The organism is Borborobacter arsenicus (assembly GCF_003934165.1).
Taxonomy (GTDB): Bacteria; Pseudomonadota; Alphaproteobacteria; order Rhizobiales; family Rhizobiaceae; genus Pseudaminobacter; species Pseudaminobacter arsenicus.
Map to the genome: position 1 here is coordinate 1 of NZ_RKST01000019.1, position 24,040 is coordinate 24,040.

28 protein-coding genes are annotated in these 24,040 nt (G+C 61.9%); 17 read left to right on the plus strand and 11 right to left on the minus strand.

The genetic code is table 11. The features are described 5' to 3' along the window. The 3 genes from EET67_RS19415 to EET67_RS19425 all read left to right on the plus strand — a co-directional run. Positions 1-1,000 (plus strand): porin (locus tag EET67_RS19415; protein WP_133308882.1); only part of this gene is annotated, 1,000 nt, incomplete at its 5' end. Positions 1,001-1,373: 373 nt separating this feature from the next. Continuing rightward, positions 1,374-2,465, plus strand: a complete 1,092-nt coding sequence (locus EET67_RS19420) for a porin (RefSeq protein ID WP_128627873.1) — start codon at positions 1,374-1,376, stop codon at positions 2,463-2,465. A 193-nt stretch (positions 2,466-2,658) separates the two neighbouring features. Then, positions 2,659-2,979 (plus strand): hypothetical protein, encoded by a 321-nt coding sequence (locus tag EET67_RS19425; RefSeq protein WP_128627874.1) that lies wholly within the window; start codon positions 2,659-2,661, stop codon positions 2,977-2,979. Between the two features lie 90 nt (positions 2,980-3,069). Here EET67_RS19425 and EET67_RS19430 read toward each other — a convergent pair whose 3' ends face one another. Together EET67_RS19430 and EET67_RS19435 are read right to left on the minus strand one after the other, a co-directional pair. Further along, complete coding sequence (locus EET67_RS19430) at positions 3,070-4,020, minus strand: alpha/beta fold hydrolase (protein ID WP_128627875.1); 951 nt, start codon at positions 4,018-4,020, stop codon at positions 3,070-3,072. Further along, positions 4,017-6,047, minus strand: coding sequence for a lytic transglycosylase domain-containing protein (locus tag EET67_RS19435; protein WP_128627876.1), 2,031 nt, complete (start codon positions 6,045-6,047; stop codon positions 4,017-4,019). Before EET67_RS19435 ends, EET67_RS19430 begins: the two co-directional genes overlap by 4 nt. A 238-nt stretch (positions 6,048-6,285) precedes the next feature. Here EET67_RS19435 and dapA point away from each other — a divergent pair, with 238 nt between their 5' ends. Together dapA and smpB are read left to right on the plus strand one after the other, a co-directional pair. After that, positions 6,286-7,167 (plus strand): 4-hydroxy-tetrahydrodipicolinate synthase, encoded by an 882-nt coding sequence (gene dapA / locus EET67_RS19440; protein WP_128627967.1) that lies wholly within the window; start codon positions 6,286-6,288, stop codon positions 7,165-7,167. 157 nt (positions 7,168-7,324) lie between these two features. Further along, positions 7,325-7,801: an SsrA-binding protein SmpB gene (gene smpB, locus EET67_RS19445; RefSeq protein WP_128627877.1), complete on the plus strand. Its 477-nt coding sequence runs from the start codon at positions 7,325-7,327 to the stop codon at positions 7,799-7,801. 115 nt (positions 7,802-7,916) lie between these two features. On the opposite strand, the gene EET67_RS19450 is transcribed toward smpB, so the two are convergent. Then, positions 7,917-8,567 carry a uracil-DNA glycosylase gene (locus tag EET67_RS19450; RefSeq protein WP_128627878.1) on the minus strand — a complete coding sequence of 217 codons (651 nt, stop codon included), beginning with the start codon at positions 8,565-8,567 and terminating at the stop codon, positions 7,917-7,919. Next, positions 8,567-9,151 (minus strand): LabA-like NYN domain-containing protein, encoded by a 585-nt coding sequence (locus EET67_RS19455; RefSeq protein ID WP_128627879.1) that lies wholly within the window; start codon positions 9,149-9,151, stop codon positions 8,567-8,569. The genes EET67_RS19450 and EET67_RS19455 overlap by 1 nt, the downstream gene beginning before the upstream one ends. A gap of 305 nt (positions 9,152-9,456) precedes the next feature. Here EET67_RS19455 and rpoZ point away from each other — a divergent pair, with 305 nt between their 5' ends. The 9 genes from rpoZ (at position 9,457) to recO (ending at position 17,138) form a co-directional block, all read left to right on the plus strand. Continuing rightward, positions 9,457-9,861 (plus strand): DNA-directed RNA polymerase subunit omega, encoded by a 405-nt coding sequence (rpoZ, locus tag EET67_RS19460; protein WP_128627880.1) that lies wholly within the window; start codon positions 9,457-9,459, stop codon positions 9,859-9,861. Between the two features lie 112 nt (positions 9,862-9,973). Then, positions 9,974-12,202 (plus strand): RelA/SpoT family protein, encoded by a 2,229-nt coding sequence (locus EET67_RS19465; protein WP_128627881.1) that lies wholly within the window; start codon positions 9,974-9,976, stop codon positions 12,200-12,202. Between the two features lie 27 nt (positions 12,203-12,229). After that, the gene (gene pyrE / locus EET67_RS19470; protein WP_128627882.1) at positions 12,230-12,808 is read left to right on the plus strand and encodes an orotate phosphoribosyltransferase; all 579 of its coding nucleotides are present in this window, start codon (positions 12,230-12,232) and stop codon (positions 12,806-12,808) included. A gap of 6 nt (positions 12,809-12,814) precedes the next feature. After that, complete coding sequence (gene acpS, locus EET67_RS19475; RefSeq protein WP_128627883.1) at positions 12,815-13,216, plus strand: holo-ACP synthase; 402 nt, start codon at positions 12,815-12,817, stop codon at positions 13,214-13,216. Positions 13,217-13,305: 89 nt separating this feature from the next. Beyond that, positions 13,306-14,055, plus strand: a complete 750-nt coding sequence (gene lepB / locus EET67_RS19480) for a signal peptidase I (RefSeq protein WP_128627884.1) — start codon at positions 13,306-13,308, stop codon at positions 14,053-14,055. 12 nt (positions 14,056-14,067) lie between these two features. After that, entirely contained in the window at positions 14,068-14,793 is a 726-nt protein-coding gene (gene rnc / locus EET67_RS19485) for a ribonuclease III (protein WP_128627885.1), read from the plus strand. Continuing rightward, entirely contained in the window at positions 14,763-15,701 is a 939-nt protein-coding gene (gene era, locus EET67_RS19490; protein WP_425359535.1) for a GTPase Era, read from the plus strand. The genes rnc and era overlap by 31 nt, the downstream gene beginning before the upstream one ends. Positions 15,702-15,762: 61 nt before the next feature. Then, the gene (locus tag EET67_RS19495; RefSeq protein WP_128627886.1) at positions 15,763-16,374 is read left to right on the plus strand and encodes a carboxymuconolactone decarboxylase family protein; all 612 of its coding nucleotides are present in this window, start codon (positions 15,763-15,765) and stop codon (positions 16,372-16,374) included. Positions 16,375-16,382: 8 nt separating this feature from the next. Continuing rightward, positions 16,383-17,138: a DNA repair protein RecO gene (gene recO / locus EET67_RS19500; protein WP_128627887.1), complete on the plus strand. Its 756-nt coding sequence runs from the start codon at positions 16,383-16,385 to the stop codon at positions 17,136-17,138. Positions 17,139-17,142: 4 nt separating this feature from the next. Here the strand turns inward: recO and EET67_RS19505 are convergent, their stop codons facing one another. Further along, complete coding sequence (locus tag EET67_RS19505) at positions 17,143-17,772, minus strand: YfbR-like 5'-deoxynucleotidase (RefSeq protein ID WP_128627888.1); 630 nt, start codon at positions 17,770-17,772, stop codon at positions 17,143-17,145. Beyond that, the gene (gene ygfZ, locus EET67_RS19510; protein ID WP_128627889.1) at positions 17,769-18,656 is read right to left on the minus strand and encodes a CAF17-like 4Fe-4S cluster assembly/insertion protein YgfZ; all 888 of its coding nucleotides are present in this window, start codon (positions 18,654-18,656) and stop codon (positions 17,769-17,771) included. Before ygfZ ends, EET67_RS19505 begins: the two co-directional genes overlap by 4 nt. An 83-nt stretch (positions 18,657-18,739) precedes the next feature. Between ygfZ and EET67_RS19515 the strand changes: the two genes are divergently transcribed. Further along, positions 18,740-20,071 carry a dihydroorotase gene (locus EET67_RS19515; RefSeq protein WP_128627890.1) on the plus strand — a complete coding sequence of 444 codons (1,332 nt, stop codon included), beginning with the start codon at positions 18,740-18,742 and terminating at the stop codon, positions 20,069-20,071. Positions 20,072-20,089: 18 nt separating this feature from the next. Here the strand turns inward: EET67_RS19515 and EET67_RS19520 are convergent, their stop codons facing one another. From EET67_RS19520 to EET67_RS26425, 4 genes are all read right to left on the minus strand, one after another. Further along, a complete protein-coding gene (locus EET67_RS19520) occupies positions 20,090-20,905 on the minus strand; it encodes a hypothetical protein (RefSeq protein WP_128627891.1) in 816 nt (271 codons plus the stop codon). A 78-nt stretch (positions 20,906-20,983) separates the two neighbouring features. Then, entirely contained in the window at positions 20,984-21,241 is a 258-nt protein-coding gene (locus tag EET67_RS19525) for a hypothetical protein (protein WP_128627892.1), read from the minus strand. A gap of 136 nt (positions 21,242-21,377) precedes the next feature. Continuing rightward, a complete protein-coding gene (locus EET67_RS19530; RefSeq protein ID WP_128627893.1) occupies positions 21,378-21,752 on the minus strand; it encodes a TIGR02301 family protein in 375 nt (124 codons plus the stop codon). Positions 21,753-21,809: 57 nt separating this feature from the next. Further along, positions 21,810-22,223: an NUDIX hydrolase gene (locus EET67_RS26425; RefSeq protein WP_128627894.1), complete on the minus strand. Its 414-nt coding sequence runs from the start codon at positions 22,221-22,223 to the stop codon at positions 21,810-21,812. Between the two features lie 124 nt (positions 22,224-22,347). Here EET67_RS26425 and EET67_RS19540 point away from each other — a divergent pair, with 124 nt between their 5' ends. Then, entirely contained in the window at positions 22,348-23,097 is a 750-nt protein-coding gene (locus tag EET67_RS19540; protein ID WP_128627895.1) for an SOS response-associated peptidase, read from the plus strand. A gap of 12 nt (positions 23,098-23,109) precedes the next feature. After that, a complete protein-coding gene (locus tag EET67_RS19545) occupies positions 23,110-23,727 on the plus strand; it encodes a LysE/ArgO family amino acid transporter (protein ID WP_128627896.1) in 618 nt (205 codons plus the stop codon). Here EET67_RS19545 and EET67_RS19550 read toward each other — a convergent pair. Next, a complete protein-coding gene (locus EET67_RS19550) occupies positions 23,710-23,871 on the minus strand; it encodes a transcriptional regulator (RefSeq protein WP_128627897.1) in 162 nt (53 codons plus the stop codon). The two genes, EET67_RS19545 and EET67_RS19550, sit on opposite strands and share 18 nt — an antisense overlap. Positions 23,872-24,040: the final 169 nt, after the last annotated feature.

Below are 24,040 nucleotides of genomic sequence, written 5' to 3' on the forward strand. Positions count from 1 at the left end.
CGAACCGGAACCCATGGAATATGTCCGCGTCTGCGACGTTTACGGCGCCGGCTTCTACTACATCCCGGGCACCGAAACCTGCCTGCGCGTCGGCGGCTATCTGCGCTACGACATCCGCGTCGGTGATGCTGCCGTGTATAACGGTCTGCAGGACGTCAACGACCGTCTCGACGGCGGAACGGACGACACCTACTTCAAGCGTGCTCGCGCTGCCGTGCAGCTCGACGCCCGTTCGGAAACCGAACTCGGCACCCTGCGTTCCTACATCCACCTCAACTTCAACTGGGATACCTTCAGGAACGACGACAACGACAGCGACACGCGCACCAGTGTTGCCATCAACCATGCCTATATCGAGCTCGGCGGCTTCCGCATCGGTAAGACCGACTCGCTGTTCTCGACCTTCACCGGCTATGCCGGCGGCGTGATCATGGACGATATCATCCTTTACGGTCCGTTCGACACCCACCAGATCGCCTACACCTACACCGGCGGCAACGGCTTCTCGGCTGCAGTCGCTGTTGAAGAGGGTGCCGGTCCGGACTTCACGCTCGACTCCTATGTCCCGCACGTGGTTGCTGGCGTTGGCTACACGCAGGCCTGGGGCGGCGTCTCGGGTGTCGTCGGCTATGACTCGGTTTGGGAAGAGTGGACCGGCAAGGTTCGCCTGGACGTGAACGCCACCGAGACGGTTTCGCTCTTCATCATGGGCGCCTATGGCTCGGATGACAATGTCGCTCAGAGCTTCTACAAGCAGTGGGACGGCAATTGGGCTGTCTGGGGCGGCGGTTCGGCTCAGCTGACCGAAAAGGCCAAGCTGAACATCCAGCTCTCCTACACCGAAGCAGAAGATTTTGCTGCTGTCGCTGGCGTGAACTACCAGCTGGTTCCAGGCCTGACCATCACGCCTGAAATCGCCTACACCGACAACTTCGACGCCCCGGATGGTGTTGATGCTGATGGCGTCACCGGCTTCCTGCGCTTCCAGCGCAACTTCTAATCAGCCCATCGGCTGATTTGAGAACCCGGCGGGCAACCGCCGGGTTTTTTGTTTGGGTGGATCGCTCGAAGCGGGCTCCGCCACCTATTGCGCAGTCCCGAAATTGCGTCCGGCTGCTTGGCCTGGCTGCGGCGTTCACATGGTAAACGCGGCCTTAACGCCACCACTCCATTTGTGTTTTCTCTACAACAGACGAAGAAACTCCGGCTGCGCATAGCATTCTGCGGATCGGCTCCTGTTGCGCGGCAAGATTTTGGTGGCAAATATCGCCTTCAAGAATCGGTGCCTCCCGCATCGGTCTCTTCAAGCCAAGGCAATCCGCAATAGCAGCGATACCCAGGCCACCCTTTGAGTTTTGACTGGAGATTTGACTATGAACACCAAGAGCCTCTTTCTCGGCTCCGCTGCGGCCCTTTTCGCAGTCTCCGGTGCTTACGCGGCCGATGCGGTTGTCGTCGCTGAACCGGAGCCCATGGAATATGTCCGCGTCTGCGACGTTTACGGCGCTGGCTTCTACTATATCCCGGGCACCGAGACCTGCCTGCGCGTTGGTGGCTATCTGCGCTATGACATCGGTGTTGGCGACCGTACCGGTTATGGCGGCTTCACCGATGTGGTTGACAAGGGAGACGCATTTGATGGTGTCGATAGCCTGAACGACACCTACTATAAGCGCGCCCGCGTAGCGCTGCAGCTTGATGCCCGGTCCGAGACCGAACTTGGCACCCTGCGCGCCTATATGCACCTCAACTTCAACTGGGATGGCGGCGACGTAAACGACGACGGCATCACCACCACCAGCACGGAAGTGGCGATCGAGCACGCCTATATCGAGCTTGGCGGGTTCCGCATCGGCAAGAGCGATTCACTGTTCTCGACCTTCACCGGCTATGCCGGCGGCGTGATTGCCGACGACATCATCCCCTACGGCCCGTTCGACACCCACCAGATCGTCTACACCTACACCGGTGGCAACGGTTTCTCGGCGGCGATCGGCCTGGAAGAGGGCGACGGTCCGCTGTTCACTCTCGACTCCTACGTCCCGCATGTGGTCGGTGGCCTGTCCTTCACCCAGGGCTGGGGCGGTGTCTCGGCCGTCGTCGGCTATGACTCGGTGTGGGAAGAGTGGGCCGGCAAGGTTCGCCTGGACGTCAATGCGACCGAAACCGTTTCGCTCTTCATCATGGGCGGCTGGCAGTCAGATGCCGACAGGCCGAATTTCTATGGCTCCTGGAACGGCGATTGGGCAGTCTGGGGTGGCGGCACCGCCAAGCTGTCGGAAAAGGCGACGCTTAACGTCCAGCTTTCCTACACGGAGACGGAAGACTTCGCCGCAGTTGCTGGCTTAGCCTATGAACTCGTTCCTAACCTGACGATCACGCCGGAAGTCAACTATGTCGACAATTTCGACGTCGACGGTGAAGACGGTGTTGGCGGCTTCCTGCGCTTCCAGCGCAATTTCTGATCGGCCTATCGGCCTACTGAGTGTTGACGGCTCGCGGTCCAAGGGATCGCGAGCCGTCGTCTATTTGTCCACCTGATCTGCCGCGACGCTACCACAATAGATTGACGGGTCTCTCCCAAGTGAGCGCTATTCGCTCGCTGTGGCCGAGATTACGCTTGGGCATCTGCCCGCGTCAGCGCGTGGAGCCTCACTGATGCTGCGGACAAGCGTATTTCATTGTTTCCTGGCTGGTTGCATGGGGATGGTCAACGCCAGCGCACAGGAGGTGGTGGTGTTCAGACCTATCGACGCGAACGCAACATCGATCCCGTCTCTGGCTTGCCTCGACGCCTATGACCGTGTTGACGATTCGTCAGCGCGGCTTTCGATGAGTTCCGATATTCTTCGCCTTTGCGCTGCAAATGAAGATGTGGATGGCGATGGGTGTGACAAGGAATTGAAGCGGGTTGTAACCGATCAGTCCAAATTCCGCGACGCACTGAGGGGCTTCAAGAAGGAATGCCGCGCCAAATGATATGAGATACAAACATCCGCGCCCCGCGCAGAGATGGTGTGCGGCTGGCGGACATAACAGAAGCGATTTCGTGTCTTTCCGCGCACTCGTTTACGCAGAGGTCCCGGCAATGGATGAGGGGGCGATGCTTCCCGCGCCCGACCCGCCATGGCGCGTCTTGCGATCGGCCTTTGCAAGAAAGGTTGCGATTTTCTGAGGCAGACTGCCTGTTTCAAGAAGGGGAGCATGCCCCTGGCCGGTAACGGTCACTGTATCGATCATTGGATGGCGCCGCGCCATTTCATCCAAGGTTTCGGCCGAAAGCAGCCGAGAATTTTCGCCTCTGATCGCCAGAAGCGGAATATTGCACAGGCCCTGGAATTGTGGCCACAGCACCGGCAGCGGTGCATTCAGATCCAAACCAGTCACGGTTTTCACAAGCGCAGGGTCGTAGTCCGCGACTGGATTGCCGTCGGCATCGCGGTAGATGGCCCGGACGAATCGTTCCCAGTCGGCATCGGTCAGCGCCGAAAAGGCCTGGCCGTGAGTGGCGCGCTGGATAGTTACGGCATCGGCAAGGCTCTTGGGCTTGGGCGCACGTTCGAGATAGGCCCGGATATGGGCCAAGCCCGCACCTTCGACGACCGGGCCTATGTCGTTGAGAATCACGGCCTTCAAGGTCGTTGGGCGCATGGCGGCAAGCACGTGGATGATGAGGCCGCCGCGCGAGGTGCCAATGAAGGCGCCATGCGCAATCCCCATTGCCGTCAGCCCGGCAAGAATATCCTCTGCCTCGACGACGACATTGTAGTTTTGCCAGTTGCGGTCATAGGCCGATTGGCCACGGCCACGATAGTCGAAGGCGACGACCATGCGCGGCGTAGCGGCGTCGCGCGACAGATAGAGCGCAAGTTCATGGAAGTCGCGGGCATTGCGGGTGAGCCCCGGAAGGCAGATTGCCGGCTGTGCTGTCGATATCTCCTTGCCATAGATGCGCGCGTGCAGACGCAACCCATCAGGCGCGCTGTAATAGAAGTCGGAATAGTCTGGCGTGGAAGTCAACGACCGTTCACCAGATCGTCGACAATATCGAACTTGCCCGAAAGGCGCATCTTGTAGACCTGATAGTTCTCCATGACACGCTGGATATAGCCGCGGGTTTCGGCGAAGGGAATGCGTTCGATCCAGTCGATGACGATCTCGATATCCTTTCCACGCGGATCGCCATAGCGCGACATCCATTGGGAGGCACGGCGCGGACCGGCGTTGTAGCCGGCGAAGGTGAGCACATAGGAGCCGTCGAAACGCCTAAGCTGCTCGCCGAGAAAGGCCGCACCCAGCGTCGCATTATACCCAGCATCGGTGGTGAGGCGGGCCTGCGAATAGGTCATGCCGGCCGTTCGTGCCACCTCCTTGGCGGTTCCCGGCAGCAATTGCAACAGGCCGCGCGCACCGGCACCCGAAACGGCCGTGACGTTGAACTCGCTCTCCTGGCGGGCAATGGCATAGGCAAGAGCCTTTCCGGAACCGGAAATATTGGCGGAGGAGGGGATGACACCGGTGGGATGGGCAAGCGCGCCGACCTCGATGCCGCGCGCAGCGGCGATCTTGCCGACCCTCAAGGCCAGGAAATGATTACCGCGCTTTTCGGCCATGACGGCAAGCAAAGCCAATTCGCCGGGGCTGGTGAGTTGGGCTGCAAGGTCGCGGTATAGCGTGTCGGCAAGGCTGGCATGGTCCGCCTGCTCCAGACGCTTGATGGCATGCACCGCCTCGCGGCGCTCGAAAGCCTGCCGATCCCGGGTAGATGGCTGGGGGTAGTCCACCTTGATCGTGTTGCGGCCCAGCTTGGCGGCGGCGAGTTGGCCATAGAAACTGGTGCCGTAGCGCGCCGCCTTCTGGAAATAATCCTTCGAATTGCCCGGGCCGCCCGTTTCGGCAGCGCGTCCGAGCCAATAATAGGCTCGCGCCAGCGAAATGGGGCCTTCGGCGAGATCGGCAATGCGGGCAAAATGCCGGGCCGCCACATTCGCGTCGCGCAGGCCGCGCAAGGCATACCAGCCCGCATGGAATTCGGCATCGGCAGCATTGGCCGGACTTTCGGCCGCATGGGCGGCTGCCACGCGATAGGCGGTTTTCATGTCGCCCTGATCGACCAGTTCGCGCGACAGTACGCGGCGTTCGATCCACCAGGCATCGGGATCGACCAGCGCGGCCTTCTCCTTGGGCGCCTTGAGCATGACGGCTGCGGCCTGCGCGAACTTGTCCTTGCGCCGAAGATATTTCGCCTCGGCAAAATAATAGCCGGCACTGCGCTGCATGGCCGGCACCGCGTCAAGCAGCTTGCCCGCCGATTTTTCGCCGCGGATCACGGCACCCCAGGCTTCGGCCAATGTCTCGGCGCCGGCAAGGGCGGCAACGCGCATGGCCGAGTTGACTCGATCCGCATAAAGCATCCGCTCCATGCGCAAACGGTGGTCGGCGGCCGGGATGAGCTTGCCGAACTCCTTGATGACGGCAACTTCGTCCCTGGCGTCGAGTTTTTGCGTGCGCCACAGCGGTGAAAGTGCGGCGCGTGCTGCGTTGCGATTTCCGAGCGCGACATGCGCCCGGGCGAGGATCATCGCGCCTTCGATGGTCTGCGGCGGCGTGCTGCCGAATGCCTTGGCGACGGCTTTCGCATCAGGCGCCTCGCGAAAAAGCGCACGTTCGCTGTTGCGGCGCAGCGCCTCCATGCCGGGCCAGCCGGGCAGCGCCTGTGCGGCAGCGGCAATTTCGCCGCTTGGGACCTTGTCGCCGCCTCGAAGAGCGATGGCCCAGGAGAGGATATGGTGGTCGAGGGAATGGCGAGGCAGTCGATCGCGGATCGTGCGTGCGCCATCGATGTCGCGCGCCGAGAGCGCATCGAGCCCGCTTTTCAGTACGGCGATGCTGCCCGTTGCAATCGCACCCGCGCCAACGAAACCACCAGGCTGGGCGGGGATCGCGGCGGTCATTTGCGCATCAACGGTGCCTGTCATCGCCGCTGGCGTGAAAGCGAGAAACGCGCCGACCAGCGCGAAGCGATGAATGTGCCTGTTGCCGGCCATGCCAACTCCCTGCCGCACACAATACAAACTGGATGGAGTGACAGGAAGCCTATTCGGCGCCGATGAAGAGCAGGTTAATGAAAGGTTATCGGGGTCGATAAAATAGCGGGTTTTCTGGCCCTGCCGATCCCTCCTGTCTGCCGCGTCAAGGCTATGGTGTGCGGCTTTGTTTTCGGATAGAAAGCCGCGAAATCAAAACATGACTGCATATCCGAAAGGCCGCAGGGAGTTCCATGACATGCTGAGAGGCTCGATCACCGCACTCGTGACACCGTTCCAGAAGGGTGGCGGTTTCGACGAGAAAGCCTTTCGCGACCTTGTCGAGTGGCAGATTTCGGAAGGCACGTCCGGGTTGGTGCCGGTCGGCACCACCGGTGAATCACCGACCCTGTCGCATGACGAGCACCGCCAGGTGGTCAAGGCCTGTGTCGAGGTCGCCGCAGGCCGGGTGCCGGTGATCGCGGGTGCCGGCTCCAACAATACGGAAGAAGCGATTGGCCTTGCCAGATATGCCGAGCAGGTCGGGGCAGATGCGGTGCTGGTTGTCACGCCATACTACAACAAGCCGAGCCAGCGCGGCCTCTACGCCCACTTTGCGGCGGTGGCCAAGGCAACCAAACTGCCGATCATCATCTACAATATCCCGCCGCGCTCGATCATCGACATGGCGCCCGAAACCATGGGCCGCCTGGCGCATGACTTCCCCAACATCGCCGGCGTCAAGGATGCCACCGGCAAGGTCGAGCGCGCTTCCGAGCAGCGCGCGACCTGCGGCAAGGACTTCATCCAGCTTTCGGGCGAGGATGCCTCGGCGCTGGGCTTCAATGCCCATGGCGGCGTCGGCTGCATTTCGGTGACCGCCAATGTCGCGCCGCGGCTGTGTGCGGAGTTCCAGGAGGCTTCGCTGAAGGGCGATCGCGAACGCGCACTCGAATTGCAGGACCGACTGATGCCGCTGCACCGGGCGCTGTTCCTGGAGCCCAACCCGGCCGGGCCGAAATATGCGCTTTCGCGCCTCGGTCGGATCGAGAATCTGCTGCGTACGCCGATGGTCGAGATCGAGGCCGAGACTGCCGCGCGCATCGATGCGGCGATGAAGCATGCCGGGCTGATCAACTGAAATGCGGCTGAATAAAAGCTTGGAGCCGTCCTCGAACTGGAACGGCTCTAGCCCCTTGCGGAATTCGGCTCGCAGGGCCATTTGAGTGCGTCCTTCAAGGCCTTTCCCGACAGCGAGGGGGGCGCCTTGAAGAACCACCGGATAGCGATGTGATGCCATGAGCCAGAAGAAAGCAGACCCCAACAACAAGGTTGCCGCAGAAAACCGCAAGGCACGGTTTTCCTATGAGGTCATCGACACGGTCGAGGCCGGCCTTGTGCTGACCGGGACCGAGGTCAAGTCTCTGCGGCAGGGGCAGGCGAATATCCAGGAATCCTACGCCTCGGCCGAGGATGGCGAGATCTGGCTGATCAATTCCTATGTGCCGGAATATCTGCAGGGCAACCGCTTCAACCATGAGCCGCGCCGCCGCCGCAAATTGTTGCTGAACAAGCGTGAAATGGCGCGACTTGCCCAGAGCGTCGAACGCGAAGGCATGACCATGGTGCCGTTGAAGATCTATTTCAACGACAAGGGCCGCGCCAAGCTGCTTTTGGCCATCGCACGCGGCAAGAAGCTGCACGACAAGCGCGAGACTGAAAAACAGCGCGACTGGAACCGCGAAAAGGGCAGGCTGCTCAAGGAGCGAGGGTGAGGAATGGTGCGCGTCCGCGCACGAAAAGCCAACGATTTGGCTTTTCGTGCGACGAACGTCCGAAGCCATAGCGAAGGGCCGGACCGGGTAGAGCTACTTCAGCTCCAGCCTGATTTTATCGCTTCAGATACTCTGCTATCTCGCTGAATACATTGATGAACATCTCTGTCGTCAGGCGACCGGTATTGGTGTTGTAGCGCGAGCAGTGATAGCTCGAAAACACGGTCACACCGCCGATCTGTTGCCTGCCGCCATGGCTGAAGGGAAAGTCGGCCACTCGCCCGCCCAATGCCCTGATGGTGGATTGATGTGAAATCGTCCCCAGTGTCAGGATCGCTTCCAGATTTTCAAAGCGCTTCAATGTGGCGCTGAGGAACTGCCGGCAGGTGTTGATTTCGGCGCCGACCGGCTTGTTTTCGGGTGGGACGCATTTGACCGCATTGGTGATTGCGGTGCCGATCAGTTCGAGACTGTCGTCGGGACGCGCCTCGAAGCGCCCGCGTGCCAGACCGAAGCGGATCAGTGTGTCATAGAGGAGGTCGCCAGCGTAGTCGCCGGTGAAGGGCCTTCCGGTGCGGTTGGCACCGCGCAGGCCGGGTGCCAGCCCGACGACGAGCAGGCGCACGGCCGCGTCGCCTTCAGGGGGCAGGAAGGAGGGGACCGGTGCATTGTGCCATGATGGCTCGCGCTCACGCCATCCCGCAATGAAATCATGCAGGCGGGGGCAGAGTGGGCAATCGGGCGAGGGTTCGCAGGCGCCCCGCATCAATAGTCTTCGTCATCGGCCGTATCGGCCGGCTCCGGGCGCCGCGCGGGTCGTTCGGTGGGATCGCGGCCGATCTCGCCCTTCAGCGTCATGAGGTCGATGAAGTGGTCGGCCTGCCGACGCAGTTCATCGGAGATCATCGGCGGCTGCGAGGCCATGGTGGATACCACGCTCACCTTCTTGCCCCGACGCTGCAATGCCTCGACCAGCGTGCGGAAGTCGCCGTCGCCGGAGAAGATGACATAGTGGTCGACCACGTCGGCCAGTTCCAGCGCATCGACGGTGAGTTCGATGTCCATATTGCCTTTGATCTTGCGGCGGCCGGCGGAATCGGTGAATTCCTTGGCCGGCTTGGTCACCACCTTGAAGCCGTTATAGTCGAGCCAGTCTATCAGCGGGCGAATGGAGGAGTATTCCTGATCTTCGACCAGCGCAGTGTAGTAGTAGGCTCGGAGCAGATAACCGCGTTTCTGGAAGCTCGACAGCAATTTGCGATAGTCGATGTCGAAGCCGAGCGAGCGCGATGTGGCGTAGAGATTAGCGCCATCAATAAAGAGCGCGATCTTCTCCCGTGGATCAAACATGTGAAATATCCCTAGAAAAAATAGGCAACGTCATCAAAACGCCAGAACTGCCGTTGGGTTTCGTGAAAACAGCCCTGACGAACCGCCTAATCTAAAAATATAACGCGACTGCTTCCCATTCCAAGGGCCGCAAGCCTGCACAAGAAAATGTGATCTTGCGTTTCCGGCAAGAGGAGTCGAGTGTCAAGGCATGAAACCGTGCCTGTGGCCGAGGCGGCATGCTGCTTCTTGCTTGTGTTTTGCAGCGGTTCGGGTTAAGGACCGCGCCTGTTTTCCATGACATTCACGTATGAAAGGGGCGATCCATGGCCCGCGTAACCGTTGAAGACTGCATTGACAAGGTCGACAACCGCTTTGAGCTGGTGCTTCTGGCCGGCCATCGCGCCCGGCAGATCTCGCAGGGTGCGCCGATCACCGTTGATCGTGACAACGACAAGAATCCGGTCGTCGCATTGCGCGAAATCGCTGACGAGACCCTGTCGCCGGGCGATCTCAAGGAAGACCTGATCCATTCGCTGCAGAAGCATGTCGAGGTCGACGAACCCGAATCCGATAGCCAGGCCTTGCTCGACCAGGCCGACGCATCGGCGGCGGCTCCTTCCGAGGACGCTGGCGAGGAAGAAAACATCGCTTTCGACCGGATGAGCGAGGAAGACCTGCTTGCCGGCATCGAAGGCCTTGTCGCGCCGGAGAAAAACGACGAATACTGACCTTTTGGGTCAGCATCGGCACTTCCGTGCCGGTTGAATCATGGCTATTTATGACATGCGCCGTATCACCCGATGCGGCGCATGATCGTTTTCCGACCCGCGAGATCTGGCCATGATGCGTCAATATGAGCTTGTCGAGCGCGTGCAGCGCTACAAGCCTGACGTGAACGAGGCGCTTCTCAACAAGGCTTATGTCTATGCCATGCAGAAGCATGGCCATCAGCGGCGTGCTTCTGGTGATCCTTATTTCTCGCACCCGCTGGAAGTGGCGGCGATCCTCACCGAAATGCATATGGACGAGGCGACCATTGCCGTGGCGCTTCTTCATGACACGATAGAGGACACGTCGGCGACAAGGCAGGAGATCGACGAACTCTTCGGCCCCGATCTCGGCTCGCTGGTCGAGGGGCTGACCAAGCTCAAGAAGCTCGATCTCGTGTCGAAGAAGGCCGAGCAGGCCGAGAACCTGCGCAAGCTGCTTCTGGCGATCTCGGAAGATGTGCGCGTGCTTCTGGTCAAGCTTGCCGATCGCCTGCACAATATGCGCACGCTCGACCATATGCCCGAAAGCAAGCGACTGCGCATCGCCGAGGAGACGATGGACATCTATGCGCCGCTGGCCGGCCGCATGGGCATGCAAGGCATGCGCGAGGAACTGGAGGAACTGGCCTTCCGCTATATCAACCCGGAGGCCTATCGCACAGTGACTTCCCGGCTTGCCGAGCTTTCCGAGCGCAATCGCGACGTGATCGTGGAGATCGAGAACACGCTGTCGGAACTGTTCAAGAAATATGAGCTGAAGGCGAGCGTCAAAGGCCGCCAGAAAAAGCCGTGGTCGGTGTTCCGCAAGATGGAGTCCAAGGCGCTCTCCTTCGAGCAGCTTTCCGATATTTTCGGCTTCCGCGTCATCGTCGACACGGTCGAGGATTGCTATCGCGCTCTGGGTGCCATCCACACGACCTGGTCGATGGTGCCAGGCCGCTTCAAGGATTACATTTCGACGCCCAAGCAGAACGACTATCGCTCGATCCACACCACCATCGTCGGGCCGTCGCGCCAGCGCATCGAGTTGCAGATCCGCACCCGCGAGATGAACAAGGTGGCCGAGTATGGTGTTGCCGTTCATGCGCTCTACAAGGATACGCCCGGCAAGGTGAATGCCGCAGACCACGCGATCTCCAAGGAAACCAATGCCTATGCTTGGCTGCGGCGCACCATCGAGCAACTGGCGGAAGGCGACAATCCGGAAGACTTCCTCGAAAACACCAAGCTCGAATTGTTCCAGGATCAGGTGTTCTGCTTCACGCCCAAGGGCATGCTGATTGCGCTGCCGCGCGGCGCGACCCCGATCGATTTTGCCTATGCCGTGCACACCGATGTCGGCGACACTTGCGTGGGGGCCAAGGTCAATGGCCGCATCATGCCGCTGATGACCGAACTGAAGAATGGCGACGAGGTCGAGATCATCCGCTCCAAGGCGCAGGTGCCGCCGGCGGCATGGGAATCGGTAGTGGTGACCGGCAAGGCGCGCGCCGCCATCCGTCGCGCCACCAAGAATGCCATCCGCAAGCAATATTCCGGCCTCGGGGCGCGCATCCTGGAGCGCGCCTTCGACCGTGCCGGCAAGGTCTTTTCCAAGGACGGGCTGAAGCCGGTGCTGCATCGCCTTGCACGCAAGGATGTCGAGGATGTGCTGACGGCAGTCGGCCGTGGCGAACTGGCGTCCAGCGACGTGATGAAGGCGGTGTTCCCGGATTTCAAGGACGAACGGGTCACCCAAGCAGCGAAGCCGCGGGAGGAAGGCTGGTCGAAGATCAGGAACGCGGCCGGCATGCTGTTCCAGATTCCGGGCCGGGCCTCGCGCAAGGACAGGCAGGTGGCCAGAGAGAACGGCGCAGTGCCGATCCGCGGCGTTCGCGGCGACCTCCCGGTGCGGTTTGCGCCGGAGGGCGCCGTGCCGGGTGATCGCATCATCGGCATCATGCAGCCAGGGTCTGGCATCACCATCTATCCGATCCAGTCGCCGTCGCTCACCGCTTTCGACGACCAGCCGGAGCGCTGGATCGACGTGCGCTGGGACATCGACGAGGCGACCAAGGAGCGCTTTCCCGCCCGCATATCGGTGGTGGCGCTCAATGCGCCGGGGTCGCTCGCCGAAATCGCGCAGGTGATTGCCGAAAACGATGCGAACATCCATACGCTTTCCATGATCCGCACAGCGCCTGACTTCACCGAGATGCTGATCGATCTCGAAGTCTGGGACCTGAAGCACCTGAACCGGCTGATTTCTCAGCTCAAGGAGAACGCCAGCGTCAGCGACGCCCATCGCGTCAATGGCTGAACGCCTGCCAAGCAATGGACTGACTGAATGAATACGACAGAAGTGCTGGATATCTTCCGCAGCGCAGGCGCCGTGCTGGAAGGCCATTTCATCCTGACTTCGGGACTGCGCAGCCCGATCTTCCTGCAGAAGGCGCGCGTCTTCATGCATGCCGACAAGACCGAGGCACTGTGCCGGGCGCTGGCCGAGAAGATCCGTGCCGAGGTGCCGGGCCGGATCGACTATGTCGTGGGACCTGCCATTGGCGGCCTGATCCCGGCCTATGAGACCTCGCGCCATCTCGGCGTGCCGGCAATATGGGTTGAGCGCGAGGCAGGCACCTTCAAGCTGCGCCGCTTTGAGATCGAGCCGGGTGCCCGTGTGGTTATCGTGGAGGATATAGTCACCACCGGCCTGTCGATCCGGGAAACCATCGAGTGCCTGCGCGATCTGGGCGCGGAAGTGCTGGCCGCCGCCTGCATCATCGACCGCTCGGCCGGCAAGAGCGATGTCGGTGTGAAGCTGGTGGCGCTCGCCGAATATGAGGTGCCGGCCTATCCGGCGGACCAGTTGCCGCCTGAACTTGCCGCGCTACCCGCGGTCAAGCCCGGCAGCCGCAACATCTGACTTGCCATGATTATCGGCATCGGCAGCGATCTGATCGACATAAGGCGCATCGAGAAATCGCTCGAGCGCTATGGCGAGCGTTTCGTCCAAAGAATCTACACCGAGGTGGAGCAGGCGAAATCCGACCGCCGCCGGGAGCGGGCCGCGTCCTATGCCAAGCGTTTCGCGGCCAAGGAGGCCTGCGCCAAGGCGCTGGGCACGGGAATGTCGCATGGCGTGTTCTGGCGCGACATGGGCGTGGTCAACCTGCCGGGGGGCAAGCCGACGATGAAACTGACCGGCGGCGCGGCCACGCGATTGCAACAGATGCTGCCAAAGGGTCATCGGGCGATGATCCATCTCACCATCACCGATGATTTTCCGCTCGCCCAAGCCTTTGTGATCATCGAGGCCCTGCCGGTCGAATAACCGCCACTTTCATGGCGCTCCTACCGGCTCGGGACGTTGCCCCGCGCGTGCCGACCCCTTATACCAACGACCCAGACAAAGAGGACGACATGAGCGTGGCTGACAAATCTGAGAAGAAATCGGGCGGACTTGGCGAAACCGTCAGCGTCATCGTCCAGGCGCTCCTGCTGGCATTGGTCATCCGCACGCTTTTGTTCCAGCCGTTCTCGATCCCCTCCGGGTCGATGCGGCCTACGCTGCTGGAAGGCGACTATCTCTTCGTCACCAAATGGGCCTATGGCTATTCGCGCCACTCGCTGCCCTTTTCGCCCAACATCTTCTCCGGCCGCATTTGGGGATCGGAGCCGGAGCGCGGCGATGTCGTGGTGTTCAAATTCCCGCCCAATCCCTCGCTTGACTATATCAAGCGCGTAGTTGGCCTGCCGGGCGACCGTATCCAGATGCGTGACGGCGAGCTCGTCGTCAATGGCGAGGCGGTGAAACGCGAGAAGATCGGCCAGATCGACAATCCGGACATCACGGAGGTCAGCCGCCCGGTCGACGTCTATCGCGAAACGCTGCCGAACGGCGTTTCCTACGACACGCTCGACATCACGCCGAATTCGATCGGCGACAATACGCGCGAATTCGTCGTGCCCGACGGGCATTATTTCATGATGGGCGACAATCGCGACAATTCCTCCGACAGCCGCTTCTCGGTGGGCTATGTGCCGGCGGAAAACCTCGTCGGCCGCGCCAATATCATCTTCTTCTCGATCGCCGATGGCGCAAGCCCGCTGGAAATATGGAAATGGCCGGGCTCGCTGCGCGGCTCGCGCCTGCTCGACTTCGTGCGCTAGCGGCGCCGCGTCATGGCCTTCAAACGGCTGACCGGAGAGGCGCTGGCGGCAGCGCTGCAGGAGCGCACCGGACATATTTTCCGCGATCATCAGCGGCTGCAGCGCGCGCTTACCCATGCCAGCGCGCGCGGCGCTCATTCAGGCGTCGATTATGAGCGGTTCGAATTCCTTGGCGACCGGGTGCTTGGCCTGTTGGTGGCCGACATGCTGTTCCATGCCTTTCCGGATGCGGCCGAAGGCGAATTGTCGGTGCGGCTGAACGCGCTGGTCAATGCCGAGGCGCTTGCTGAAATCGCTGACGAGATCGGCCTGACCGAACTGATCCGCGCCGGCAGCGAAGTCAAGACACTGGCCGGCCGCAAGCGCGTCAATATTCGCGCCGATGCGTTGGAATCGCTGATCGCGGCCCTTTATCTCGATGGCGGCATGGATGTGGCGCGAGCCTTCATCCTGCGCTATTGGGAGCCGCGCTCGCGTGTGACAGGGGCTGCCCGCCGCGATCCCAAGACCGAACTGCAGGAATGGGCGCATCACACTGCAACCACCACGCCCGTGTACAAGATCGAAAGCCGCGAGGGACCGGATCACGATCCGCTCTTTACGATGAGCGTGCAAGTGGGCGACCATGAGCCGGCGATCGGAACCGGCCGCTCCAAGCGCGAGGCAGAACAGGCGGCGGCCGCCGCATTGCTTCTGCGCGAGGGCGTGTGGGGCAGCGAGGAAGGACAACAATCGTGACCGAAACCCAGGCGCCTGTGACACATTCCGGCTTCGTTGCGCTGATCGGCGCGCCCAATGCCGGCAAATCCACGCTGGTCAACCAGCTGGTCGGCGCCAAGGTGTCGATCGTTACTCATAAGGTGCAGACGACTCGCGCCATCGTGCGCGGCATCGCCACGCATAACAATGCGCAGATCGTGTTCGTGGATACGCCCGGCATCTTCAAGCCGCGCCGCCGACTCGACCGCGCCATGGTCACCACCGCCTGGGGCGGGGCCAAGGACGCCGATCTGGTCATGGTGCTGATCGATGCCGAACGCGGGATCAAGGGCGATGCCGACGCGATGCTGACCAGTCTTGAGGGCGTGCATCAGCCCAAAATCCTCATTTTGAACAAGCTCGACCGGGTGAAGCCTGAAAGCCTGCTGGAATTGGCCGCCACGGCCAATGAGCGCGTCAAGTTCGAGCGCACTTTCATGGTCTCGGCCCTGACCGGGGCTGGTTGCGGCGCCATCCTCGATTATCTCGCCGAGGCCTTGCCGGCCGGCCCCTGGTATTATCCGGAAGACCAGATTTCCGACCTGCCGATGCGCCAGCTCGCCGCCGAGATCACCCGCGAGAAGCTTTATCTGCGCCTGCACCAGGAACTGCCCTATTCTTCCCATGTCGAGACGGAGAAGTGGGAGGAAAAGCCCGACGGCTCGGTGCGCATCGAGCAGGTGATCTATGTCGAGCGCGACAGCCAGAAGAAGATCGTGCTCGGCCACAAGGGCGAGACGATCCGCTCGATCGGCCAGGCGGCCCGCAAGGAGATCGGCGATATTCTCGAACAGAAGGTGCATCTGTTCCTGTTCGTGAAGGTGCGCGAGAACTGGGGCGACGACCCCGAACGCTATCGCGAAATGGGCCTTGATTTCCCTGGTTGATCGTTCCGCGCGACCTGGATTTGCGCTATTCTTTCGGCTCGTTCAGTTCGGGAGATGCGCGATGGCTTACATCAATACCGTGACCGACAGCGATCCTGGTTCCAAGATAGCGCGGATGTTCGCAAAGGCTGAGGCCGGCTACGGTTATCTGCCCAATATGGTGAAGGCGTTCAGCCACCGTCCGGATGTGATGGAGGCCTGGAACAACCTTCTTGCCAGTATCAAGTCGAGCATGGATTTGCGCCGCTATGAACTGGTGACCATGGCGGCAGCCAAGGAACTGCGCAGTTCATATTGCATGCTGGCCCATGGCAGCGTGCTCCTGCACGGACATTTCACCCCGCTGGAGCTTCAGGCGGTGGTGGAAGGCAACGATACGGCTCCCCTCAACGAAACCGACCGCGCCATCATGCGCTTTGCCGCCAAGGTGGTGCGCGATGCCACGTCGGTCAGCGCCGAAGACGTCGAGGACTTGCGGAGCAGGGGACTGACGGATAGCGAGATTTTCGACATCGTTGCTGCGGCCGCCGTGCGCTGCTTCTTCAGCAAGACGCTTGATGCATTGGGTGTGCAGCCTGATGGCGTCTATCATGAGATAGAGCCGCGTCTGAAACGGGCGCTTGTGGTGGGGCGCGACATTGATAGCGGTTGCGACCTGTCGCACCCGGCTTAGTTTGCACGATGGAATGGCGCGACGAAGGCATCATCCTCGGCACCCGCAAGCATGGCGAATCGAGTGTCATCCTTGAGGTGATGACACGCGCGCATGGCCGCCATCTCGGCATGGTGCGCGGCGGGCGCTCACGCAAAGCGCAGCCGGTGCTGCAGGCGGGCAACCGGGTGGACGTGACCTGGCGCGCACGACTCGACGAACATCTCGGCATGTTCCAGGTCGAGGCGCTGGAACTCAATGCCGCGCGATTGTTCGAAAGCGCCTGTGCCGTCTACGGCCTGCAGACGCTTGCCGCGCACCTTCGCCTGCTCCCCGAACGCGACCCGCATGCTGCGCTGTATGAAACGCTGCTAGTGCTGATCCCAAATCTTGCCGAGCCGATGGCGGCGGGGGAACTGGTGGTGCGTTTCGAATTGCTCGTCCTGGAAGAACTTGGCTTCGGCCTCGATCTTGCCTCATGTGCTGCAACCGGCCGGCGCGATGAACTGGTCTATGTCTCGCCGAAATCAGGCCGTGCGGTCTCACGCGAAGCGGGGCTGCCCTGGCACGAGAAGATGCTGGCGCTGCCGTCCTTCCTGCTGCGCGGGTCGGGCTTGCGCGCCGACAGGGCGACGATGGAGCAGGCATTTCGCCTGACGGATTTCTTCTTCACCCGGCACGTCTATGAGCCGCGCGGGCTGCATCCGCCGGAGGCCCGCGCCGGCTTCCTCAACGCGCTACGCAAGCACGAAATGGCCGCCGCAGCCGCTGACGAACGCACGTAGCCTGTCAGCTTGCCCTCGCAATGGTGGCGCGCTGCTTTTCGATATGCATGAAGCGGTCGAGGAACGCCTTCTGCACCGCCCTGACCGGGCGCGATGTCAGGTCGAAGCGATCTGCCGCGATGCCGCGCGGGCGGCCGAAGAACTGGGCGGCTTCGGCGGTCGAGAAGCCCGCCAGTTCGGTCGCCTCGAAATAGGCGGCGATCTGGTCGGCGCGCTTGATCGCCTTCTTCAGCTTCTCGTCGGGGTCGGCCGGCAATGAGAAGCGGATATGGATCGCCCGTTGCAGGCGGTGCTCGACCGTCTTGTAGCCGCCGCCGACCACGGATTTGAACGGCGAGATCATGTCGCCGATGACATATTCCGGGGCGTCATGCAGCAGCGCTGCCAGGCAGGCGTCGGGCGAGGGATTTTTGACCTGCTCGCGAAAGATCGCTTCCACCAGAAGCGAATGCTGCGCGACCGAAAAGGCATGATCCCCGCCGGTCTGGCCGTTCCAGCGGGCAACACGCGAAAGGCCGTGGGCGATGTCGGAGATTTCGACATCGAGCGGCGAGGGATCGAGCAGGTCGAGCCTGCGCCCCGAAAGCATGCGCTGCCATGCACGCGCCGGCGCGCCCGCCCGATCCGCCATCAGGCGTCCCCCGTGGCGGTCTGGTCCTGCGGGAAAGTGAATTTTGCCCAGGCGGGAATGGTGAGCGAGACGGCAACGCCGCCGGCGGTGATTGGCAGGCCGGTGTCAAGCGCATCCTTGACGCGGTCGATCCGCACGATCGCCAGGCCGTCAGTGCCGGAAACGGAACCGAGCGTACCGATGGAACGGTCGCCGGCAAGGATGTCTGCGCCGCTTTCAGACAGGGCCGAGTCTGCGGCAACCAGAAGGACACGCCTGCGCGCGGTACCTCGATGCTGCATGCGCGACACCACCTCCTGGCCGACATAGCAGCCCTTGGTGAAGCCGACCCCATCGCTCTGGTCGAGCAGCACATCGTGCGGGAAGGCATCGCCGAGCGCATAGTCCGGACCGCTTTCGGCAATGCCGTGGGCAATGCGCAGCGCATGCCACAGCGAGGGATCGGGCTCGCCCAAAGCAATGGGAGCGTAGATGCGGCGGACGGAAGGCTCGCCGGCAAAACGCGCGTCGCGAACCGCTGCCGTGCCTTGCGGCAGCTCGCTTGAATCATCTTGTGAAGTCGATGAATCACCTTGCCACGAAACGGAGACAAATGTCTGATCCGGCTTGGAAATCTCAGCCTTGGCACGCAGCCGGTAGAGCATCAGCCGGCGGATGAAGTCGTCCACCACATCGGCGCGGCAATCCAGCCGGAAGCCGCCGGAACCGTCGCGCGAGATCAGGAAATCGAACAGGATCTTGCCCTGCGGCGTCAGCAGCGCGCCGGGCTTGGCCTCATCTTCGCCGAGTTTGTCGAGATCGGTGGTGAGGATGTTTTGCAACAAATGTTCCGCATCCGCGCCAGACACCAAAACCAGGCTACGGTCTGCGAGGTGGACAATGGGCATGATGACAATGACCTGAAACTTGCAAATCGGGATGCCATTACGTAAGCCGCTCACATCAGACCGGCAAGAGCCAGGACCCAGCTATGACAGCGAGTTACGACCTTATTCTCAAAGGCGGCATTGTCGTCAATCAGGACGGCATCGGTGCGCGCGACATCGGCGTGAGGGCGGGGCGGATCGCGGCGATAGGCAATCTCGCCACGGCCTCGGCCGGCGAGACCATCGATTGCACCGGCCTGCACATCCTGCCTGGCGTGGTGGACAGCCAGGTGCATTTCCGCGAGCCCGGACTGGAGCACAAGGAAGACCTGGAGAGTGGGTCGCGGGCCGCCGTGCTCGGTGGTGTGACCGCCGTCTTCGAAATGCCCAACACCAATCCGCTGACGACGAGTGCCGATGCACTGGCCGACAAGGTTGCGCGCGGTACGAACCGCATGCATTGCGACTTTGCCTTCTGGGTCGGCGGCACACGCGACAATGCCGCCGATGTCGGCGAGTTGGAAAGGCTGCCGGGCGCTGCCGGCATCAAGGTGTTCATGGGCTCGTCCACCGGCGACCTTCTGGTTGAGGATGATGACGGCGTGTTCTCGATCCTGAAGAACACGCGCCGGCGGGCTGCCTTCCATTCGGAAGATGAATTCCGCCTGCGCGAGCGGCTTGGCGAGCGAGTGGCGGGCGATGCTTCCTCGCATCCGGTGTGGCGCGACGAGATCGCGGCACTGCGCTGCACGGAGCGGCTGGTTGAGGTGGCGCGGCGCGCGCGGGCACGCATCCATGTGCTGCATATCTCGACGGCGGAGGAGATCGCCTTCCTCGAAGGCCACAAGGACGTGGCAAGCTGTGAGGCGACGCCGCATCACCTGACCATGACCGCCGACGACTATGGCCGGCTCGGCACGCTGTTGCAGATGAACCCGCCGGTTCGTGTCTCGCGCCATCGCGATGGCATCTGGCGCGGCATTTCGCAGGGGATCGTCGATGTGCTGGGCTCCGACCATGCGCCGCACACGCTTGCCGAGAAGGCGAAGGAATATCCGGCGTCGCCCTCGGGTATGACGGGCGTGCAGACGCTGGTACCGATCATGCTCGACCATGTAAATGCCGGCCGGCTGACGCTGGAGCGGCTGGTGGACCTGACCAGCCATGGCCCGCAGCGCCTGTTCGGCATGGCCCGCAAGGGTCGGATCGCCGCCGGCTACGATGCCGATTTCACCGTGGTCGATCTCAAGCGGCGTGAAACCATCACCAATGCCCAGCAGGGCTCCAAGGCGGGCTGGACGCCCTATGACGGCAGGGAAGTGACCGGCTGGCCAGTTGGCACCATCATCCGCGGCAGCCGCGTGATGTGGGAAGGCGAGATTGTTTCGCCTTCGCAGGGCAGGGCGGTCGAGTTCTCCGAATCCGGCGCAGGCTGAGGCTCAAGCCGGATCGCTCTATTCACCGGCGACGAAGAACACCCACTGGCCGTCAGGCGCGATGCCGGCACGGTAGAATGTATATGTGCCGTAGGTCTTCATATCCTCGTAATCGCCGGCCGTGACGATCTTGAAAAGCTCGACGCGCTGCGGCGAGGTGAGCTTTTCCAGGGGCATGGCGAAGAAATAGGGCCAGGCATAAAGCTCCTGCGGCGTGCCGGGGTCGAGATGGACGTAGCCGCTGGTCAGCACCTCCTCCAGGATAGCCAGTATCTCCTGGCCTTCGGTGTCACCGGAAAGGCCGCGCAGGAAGTCGATGGCGTCGCCCTCGACTTCGGCCAGTGAAAGCTGGGTTGCGTCGTCGCCGGAGCCGATCAGGGGACGCAGCTTTTCGATGTCGCCGGTCTTGGCCGCGTCGAGAATGAGTTGGCGCATGCGCCGGACGGGTTCTGGCAGCTTTTCCAGGTCATAGAGGATTTCCGGCAGCGGCGCATTGGGGTCGTCAACGCCCTGCGTGGCTCCGTTGGGTTGCGCCGGCTGTCCGGGCTCGACCTGTTCGGGTTCTTCTTCCTCGGGCTCTGCCTCGTCAGGCTTGGCGCCCGTTGGCGGCGTGGTCTGGATGGGATCGGGCAGGGGGACGGATTTCTCCGGTGCCTCTTCGGGGGAGGCTGGCGCGGGAAGCTCTTCCCGTTTGATTTCGCTCAAGGCTGCGGCTGGAAGCGTCGCGGTGAAGAAAAACGCCGAAGCGGCGATGGCAAATGTGGCAAGCCAGGAAAAGGTAAACCGGCCGATCGAAACTCGGTCGCCTGCCGCGCCGCATCTGGATAGCTGCATGTCACTCCCTCTCATGGGCACGGAATCGATTCCTTGCCCAGCCGTCTCTTACAATGAAAAGGCGGCGAGGGGGACGTGTCAATGTCGCAGGCGGACCGGTTCGAACTCGCCGGCGATCACTTTCTCGCGCATCCGCTCAAGCAGGCCCAGTGCGGCGGCCTCGCCGCTGCGCCGCAATATCTCGCCGCAAGCGGTGGCAAGGGCCGCCTCCGCGATGATGTCGGATTCGATGCCGGCCGAAAGTCCTTCTGCCCAGGCCTCATTGTGGCATTCAACGGCAGTCAGGCGCTTTTCTTCCCTGACCAGCGCATCGATGTCGCTGATCCTTTGTTGCATGCTCATCTTCCACCCTTTCAAGTCCGGCCCGAAAAAGTCGGATCAACTTGAGCTTTCCCTTTAATGTCCCGTTAAGTTGTTTAGCACGCCAGGCGTTCCATGTACGCCCCGGATTGCCGGGACCGTTAATGCGCACTTAATTTCCATAGCGCCCGGCGACCTCGCGGGTGAGCGTTTCGCCCTCCTTCATGTAGCGGTCGATCGCCTCGGTGGCCGAGGGGGTGCATTTGGCATAGGCACCTTCGAAAGAGCGATAGCCGCGATTGAAGCTGGCGATGAATTTTGCCCGCCGCGCCGGGTCGGGCTTTTCGGCCTCGATCAGCTTTTCCATCTGGCCACGCCACTGCGTGCCTTCCTCGCCACACAGATTGCGCAGGAAATGCAGCGAGCCGAGAATTTCGGCAAGCCGCATCAAGCTGCCCTCGAACGGCGCCTCCGCAGCGCGTGCGGGTCCGGAGGAGAGTGCCGGAACGACGGCCAGAACGAGGAAAATCTGCAAGATGCGGCTCATAACCCCTTGTGGCGAAACAATTTGTCAGCCGCAAGGCGATTTACCGGCAATTCCCGGTCAATTGTCGTCCGCCAGAAGCTTGGCTGCCACCTCCAGCGTGCTCGCGGTTACCGGCATGGTTTTCATCTGCCCCAGCGTGAAGAAGCCGGCCTCGGCTGCATCGGTGGCGGCCAGGGGCTCGCCGCCGCAATCGTCTCCCGAAAACACCTGAAGGCGATAGGCAACCGCGATGCCGTCGCGTAGCGTTTCGATCGTGAATTGACGCAGCGGTGTCAGGTTGCAGACCTCAAGTCCGGTCTCCTCGCGCAACTCGCGGGCTGCCGCCTGCTCTTCGCTCTCGCCCGGCTCCACCCGTCCCCCTGGAAAGGCATATTCGCCGAAGGAGGGGGCGTGGCCGCGCTTGACCAGCAGGATGCGGTCGCCGCGCCTGAGCGCTACCGAGACTGCGGGGATGATCAGCTTCTGTGCCATTGGTCTGCTCGGTTGTTGGTGATTGCGTTGGGGACAGCGCCGGTTGCGGACACTTAGCAGGTTGCCGCCACCGGTTTCCATGGCCACAGTACCGATAGAATTATCAATCGGTATCGAACGAGCAATGTGCGGCCGCTTTTCACTCATTTCCAACCCGGAAGAGGTCGAAGCCCTGTTCGGACTGATTGCGCTCGACCCGTTCCCGCCGCGCTACAATATCGCTCCCACCCAGCCCATCCTGATGGTGATGGCAGGCACGCCGCGTGAACCCGGCTCCAATCTGCCCGACCGCCAGGCGCTGCTGGTGCGCTGGGGGCTTATTCCGGCCTGGGTGAAGGATACCAAGGCCTTTCCGCTGTTATTCAATGCCCGGTCCGAAACGGCAGCCCAAAAGGCGGCGTTCCGCACCGCCATGCGGCATCGCCGCACGCTGGTGCCGGCCTCCGGCTTCTATGAATGGCGGCAGGGCAACAAGAAGGGCGCACAGGCCTATTGGGTGCGGCCGAGGGAGGGCGGCATCATCGCCTTCGCCGGGCTGATGGAAAGCTATGCCGAGCCCGGCGGCTCGGAAATGGATACAGGTACCATCCTGACCACCAGCGCCAGCAGCGATATCGCCCCGATCCATGAGCGCATGCCGGTGGTGATCCACCGCGAGGATTTCGCACGCTGGCTGGATTGCCGCACGCAGGAGCCCCGCGACGTGGTCGATCTGATGCGGCCGACCGAACCCGGCTTCTTCGAGGCGGTTCCCGTATCCGATCTCGTCAACAAGGTCGACAATGCCGGGCCGGAACTGCAGCAGCGCGTGGAGCCCGCGGCGGTGGAGAAGGCTGACCCGCCACCCGCTCCTGCGCAGATGTCGCTGTTCTAAGCGGTCCTACCGATGTCAGCCACGCTATCGGCAGGCCTGTCCGGTTTTCTGCTCGGCGCCTCGCTCATCATCGCCATCGGCGCGCAGAACGCCTTCATCCTGAGGCAGGGCCTGCTCAGGCAGCATGTCTTCATCCTGTGCCTGATCTGCGCTTTATCGGATGCGTTGCTGATCTTGGCGGGCGTCGCCGGGCTCGGCACGCTGATCGCGCAATCGCCAATGCTGATCAATGTGGTGACGATGGGCGGAGCGCTCTTCCTGTTCTGCTATGCGCTCTTTGCCTTTCGCCGCGCGCTGAAGCCGGAGGTGCTGCACGCGGCCAACACCGGCCGAGGCAGCCTGAAGACGGCAATCGCTGCCTGCCTGGCCTTCACCTTCCTCAACCCGCACGTCTATCTGGATACGGTGCTTTTGCTGGGCTCGCTCTCGGCACGCTACGAGGGAAGCGCCCGCCTGGCCTATGCGGCAGGCGCGGTGCTTGCATCCTTCGTCTGGTTCTTCGGGCTGGGCTATGGCGCCCGCCTGCTCCAGCCCGTCTTTGCCAGACCCGCCGCCTGGCGCGTGCTCGACGTCGCCATCGGCCTCATCATGGCCGGTATCGGCCTCAGTCTGCTAAGCCGCCTTGCGTAGCGGCTGCTGCTCTTCGGCCGGCTTGTCCTTCCTGGCCGCAAGCACGGCTGCGAGAATGTCCGCTGGGCCGATTGCCCGGTAATGGCTGGTGAGCGCCGCATATTGGCGGCGAATGCGTTCTGCTTCGCTCTGTGCGACCGACATGACTGCGTTCCCCAAGGTAAATTCCCGTTCAGGTCCTGCCATGATAGGTCTTTGGGTCGAAATAGTGACCGCTGGCCGGCCTTTCCGCCAGTTGAACAATTTGATCTATGGACATGTTTAATAAAATCTTACGGATAGTCCGAAAGGAGAAGCCGCAGTTGCGGCTTGA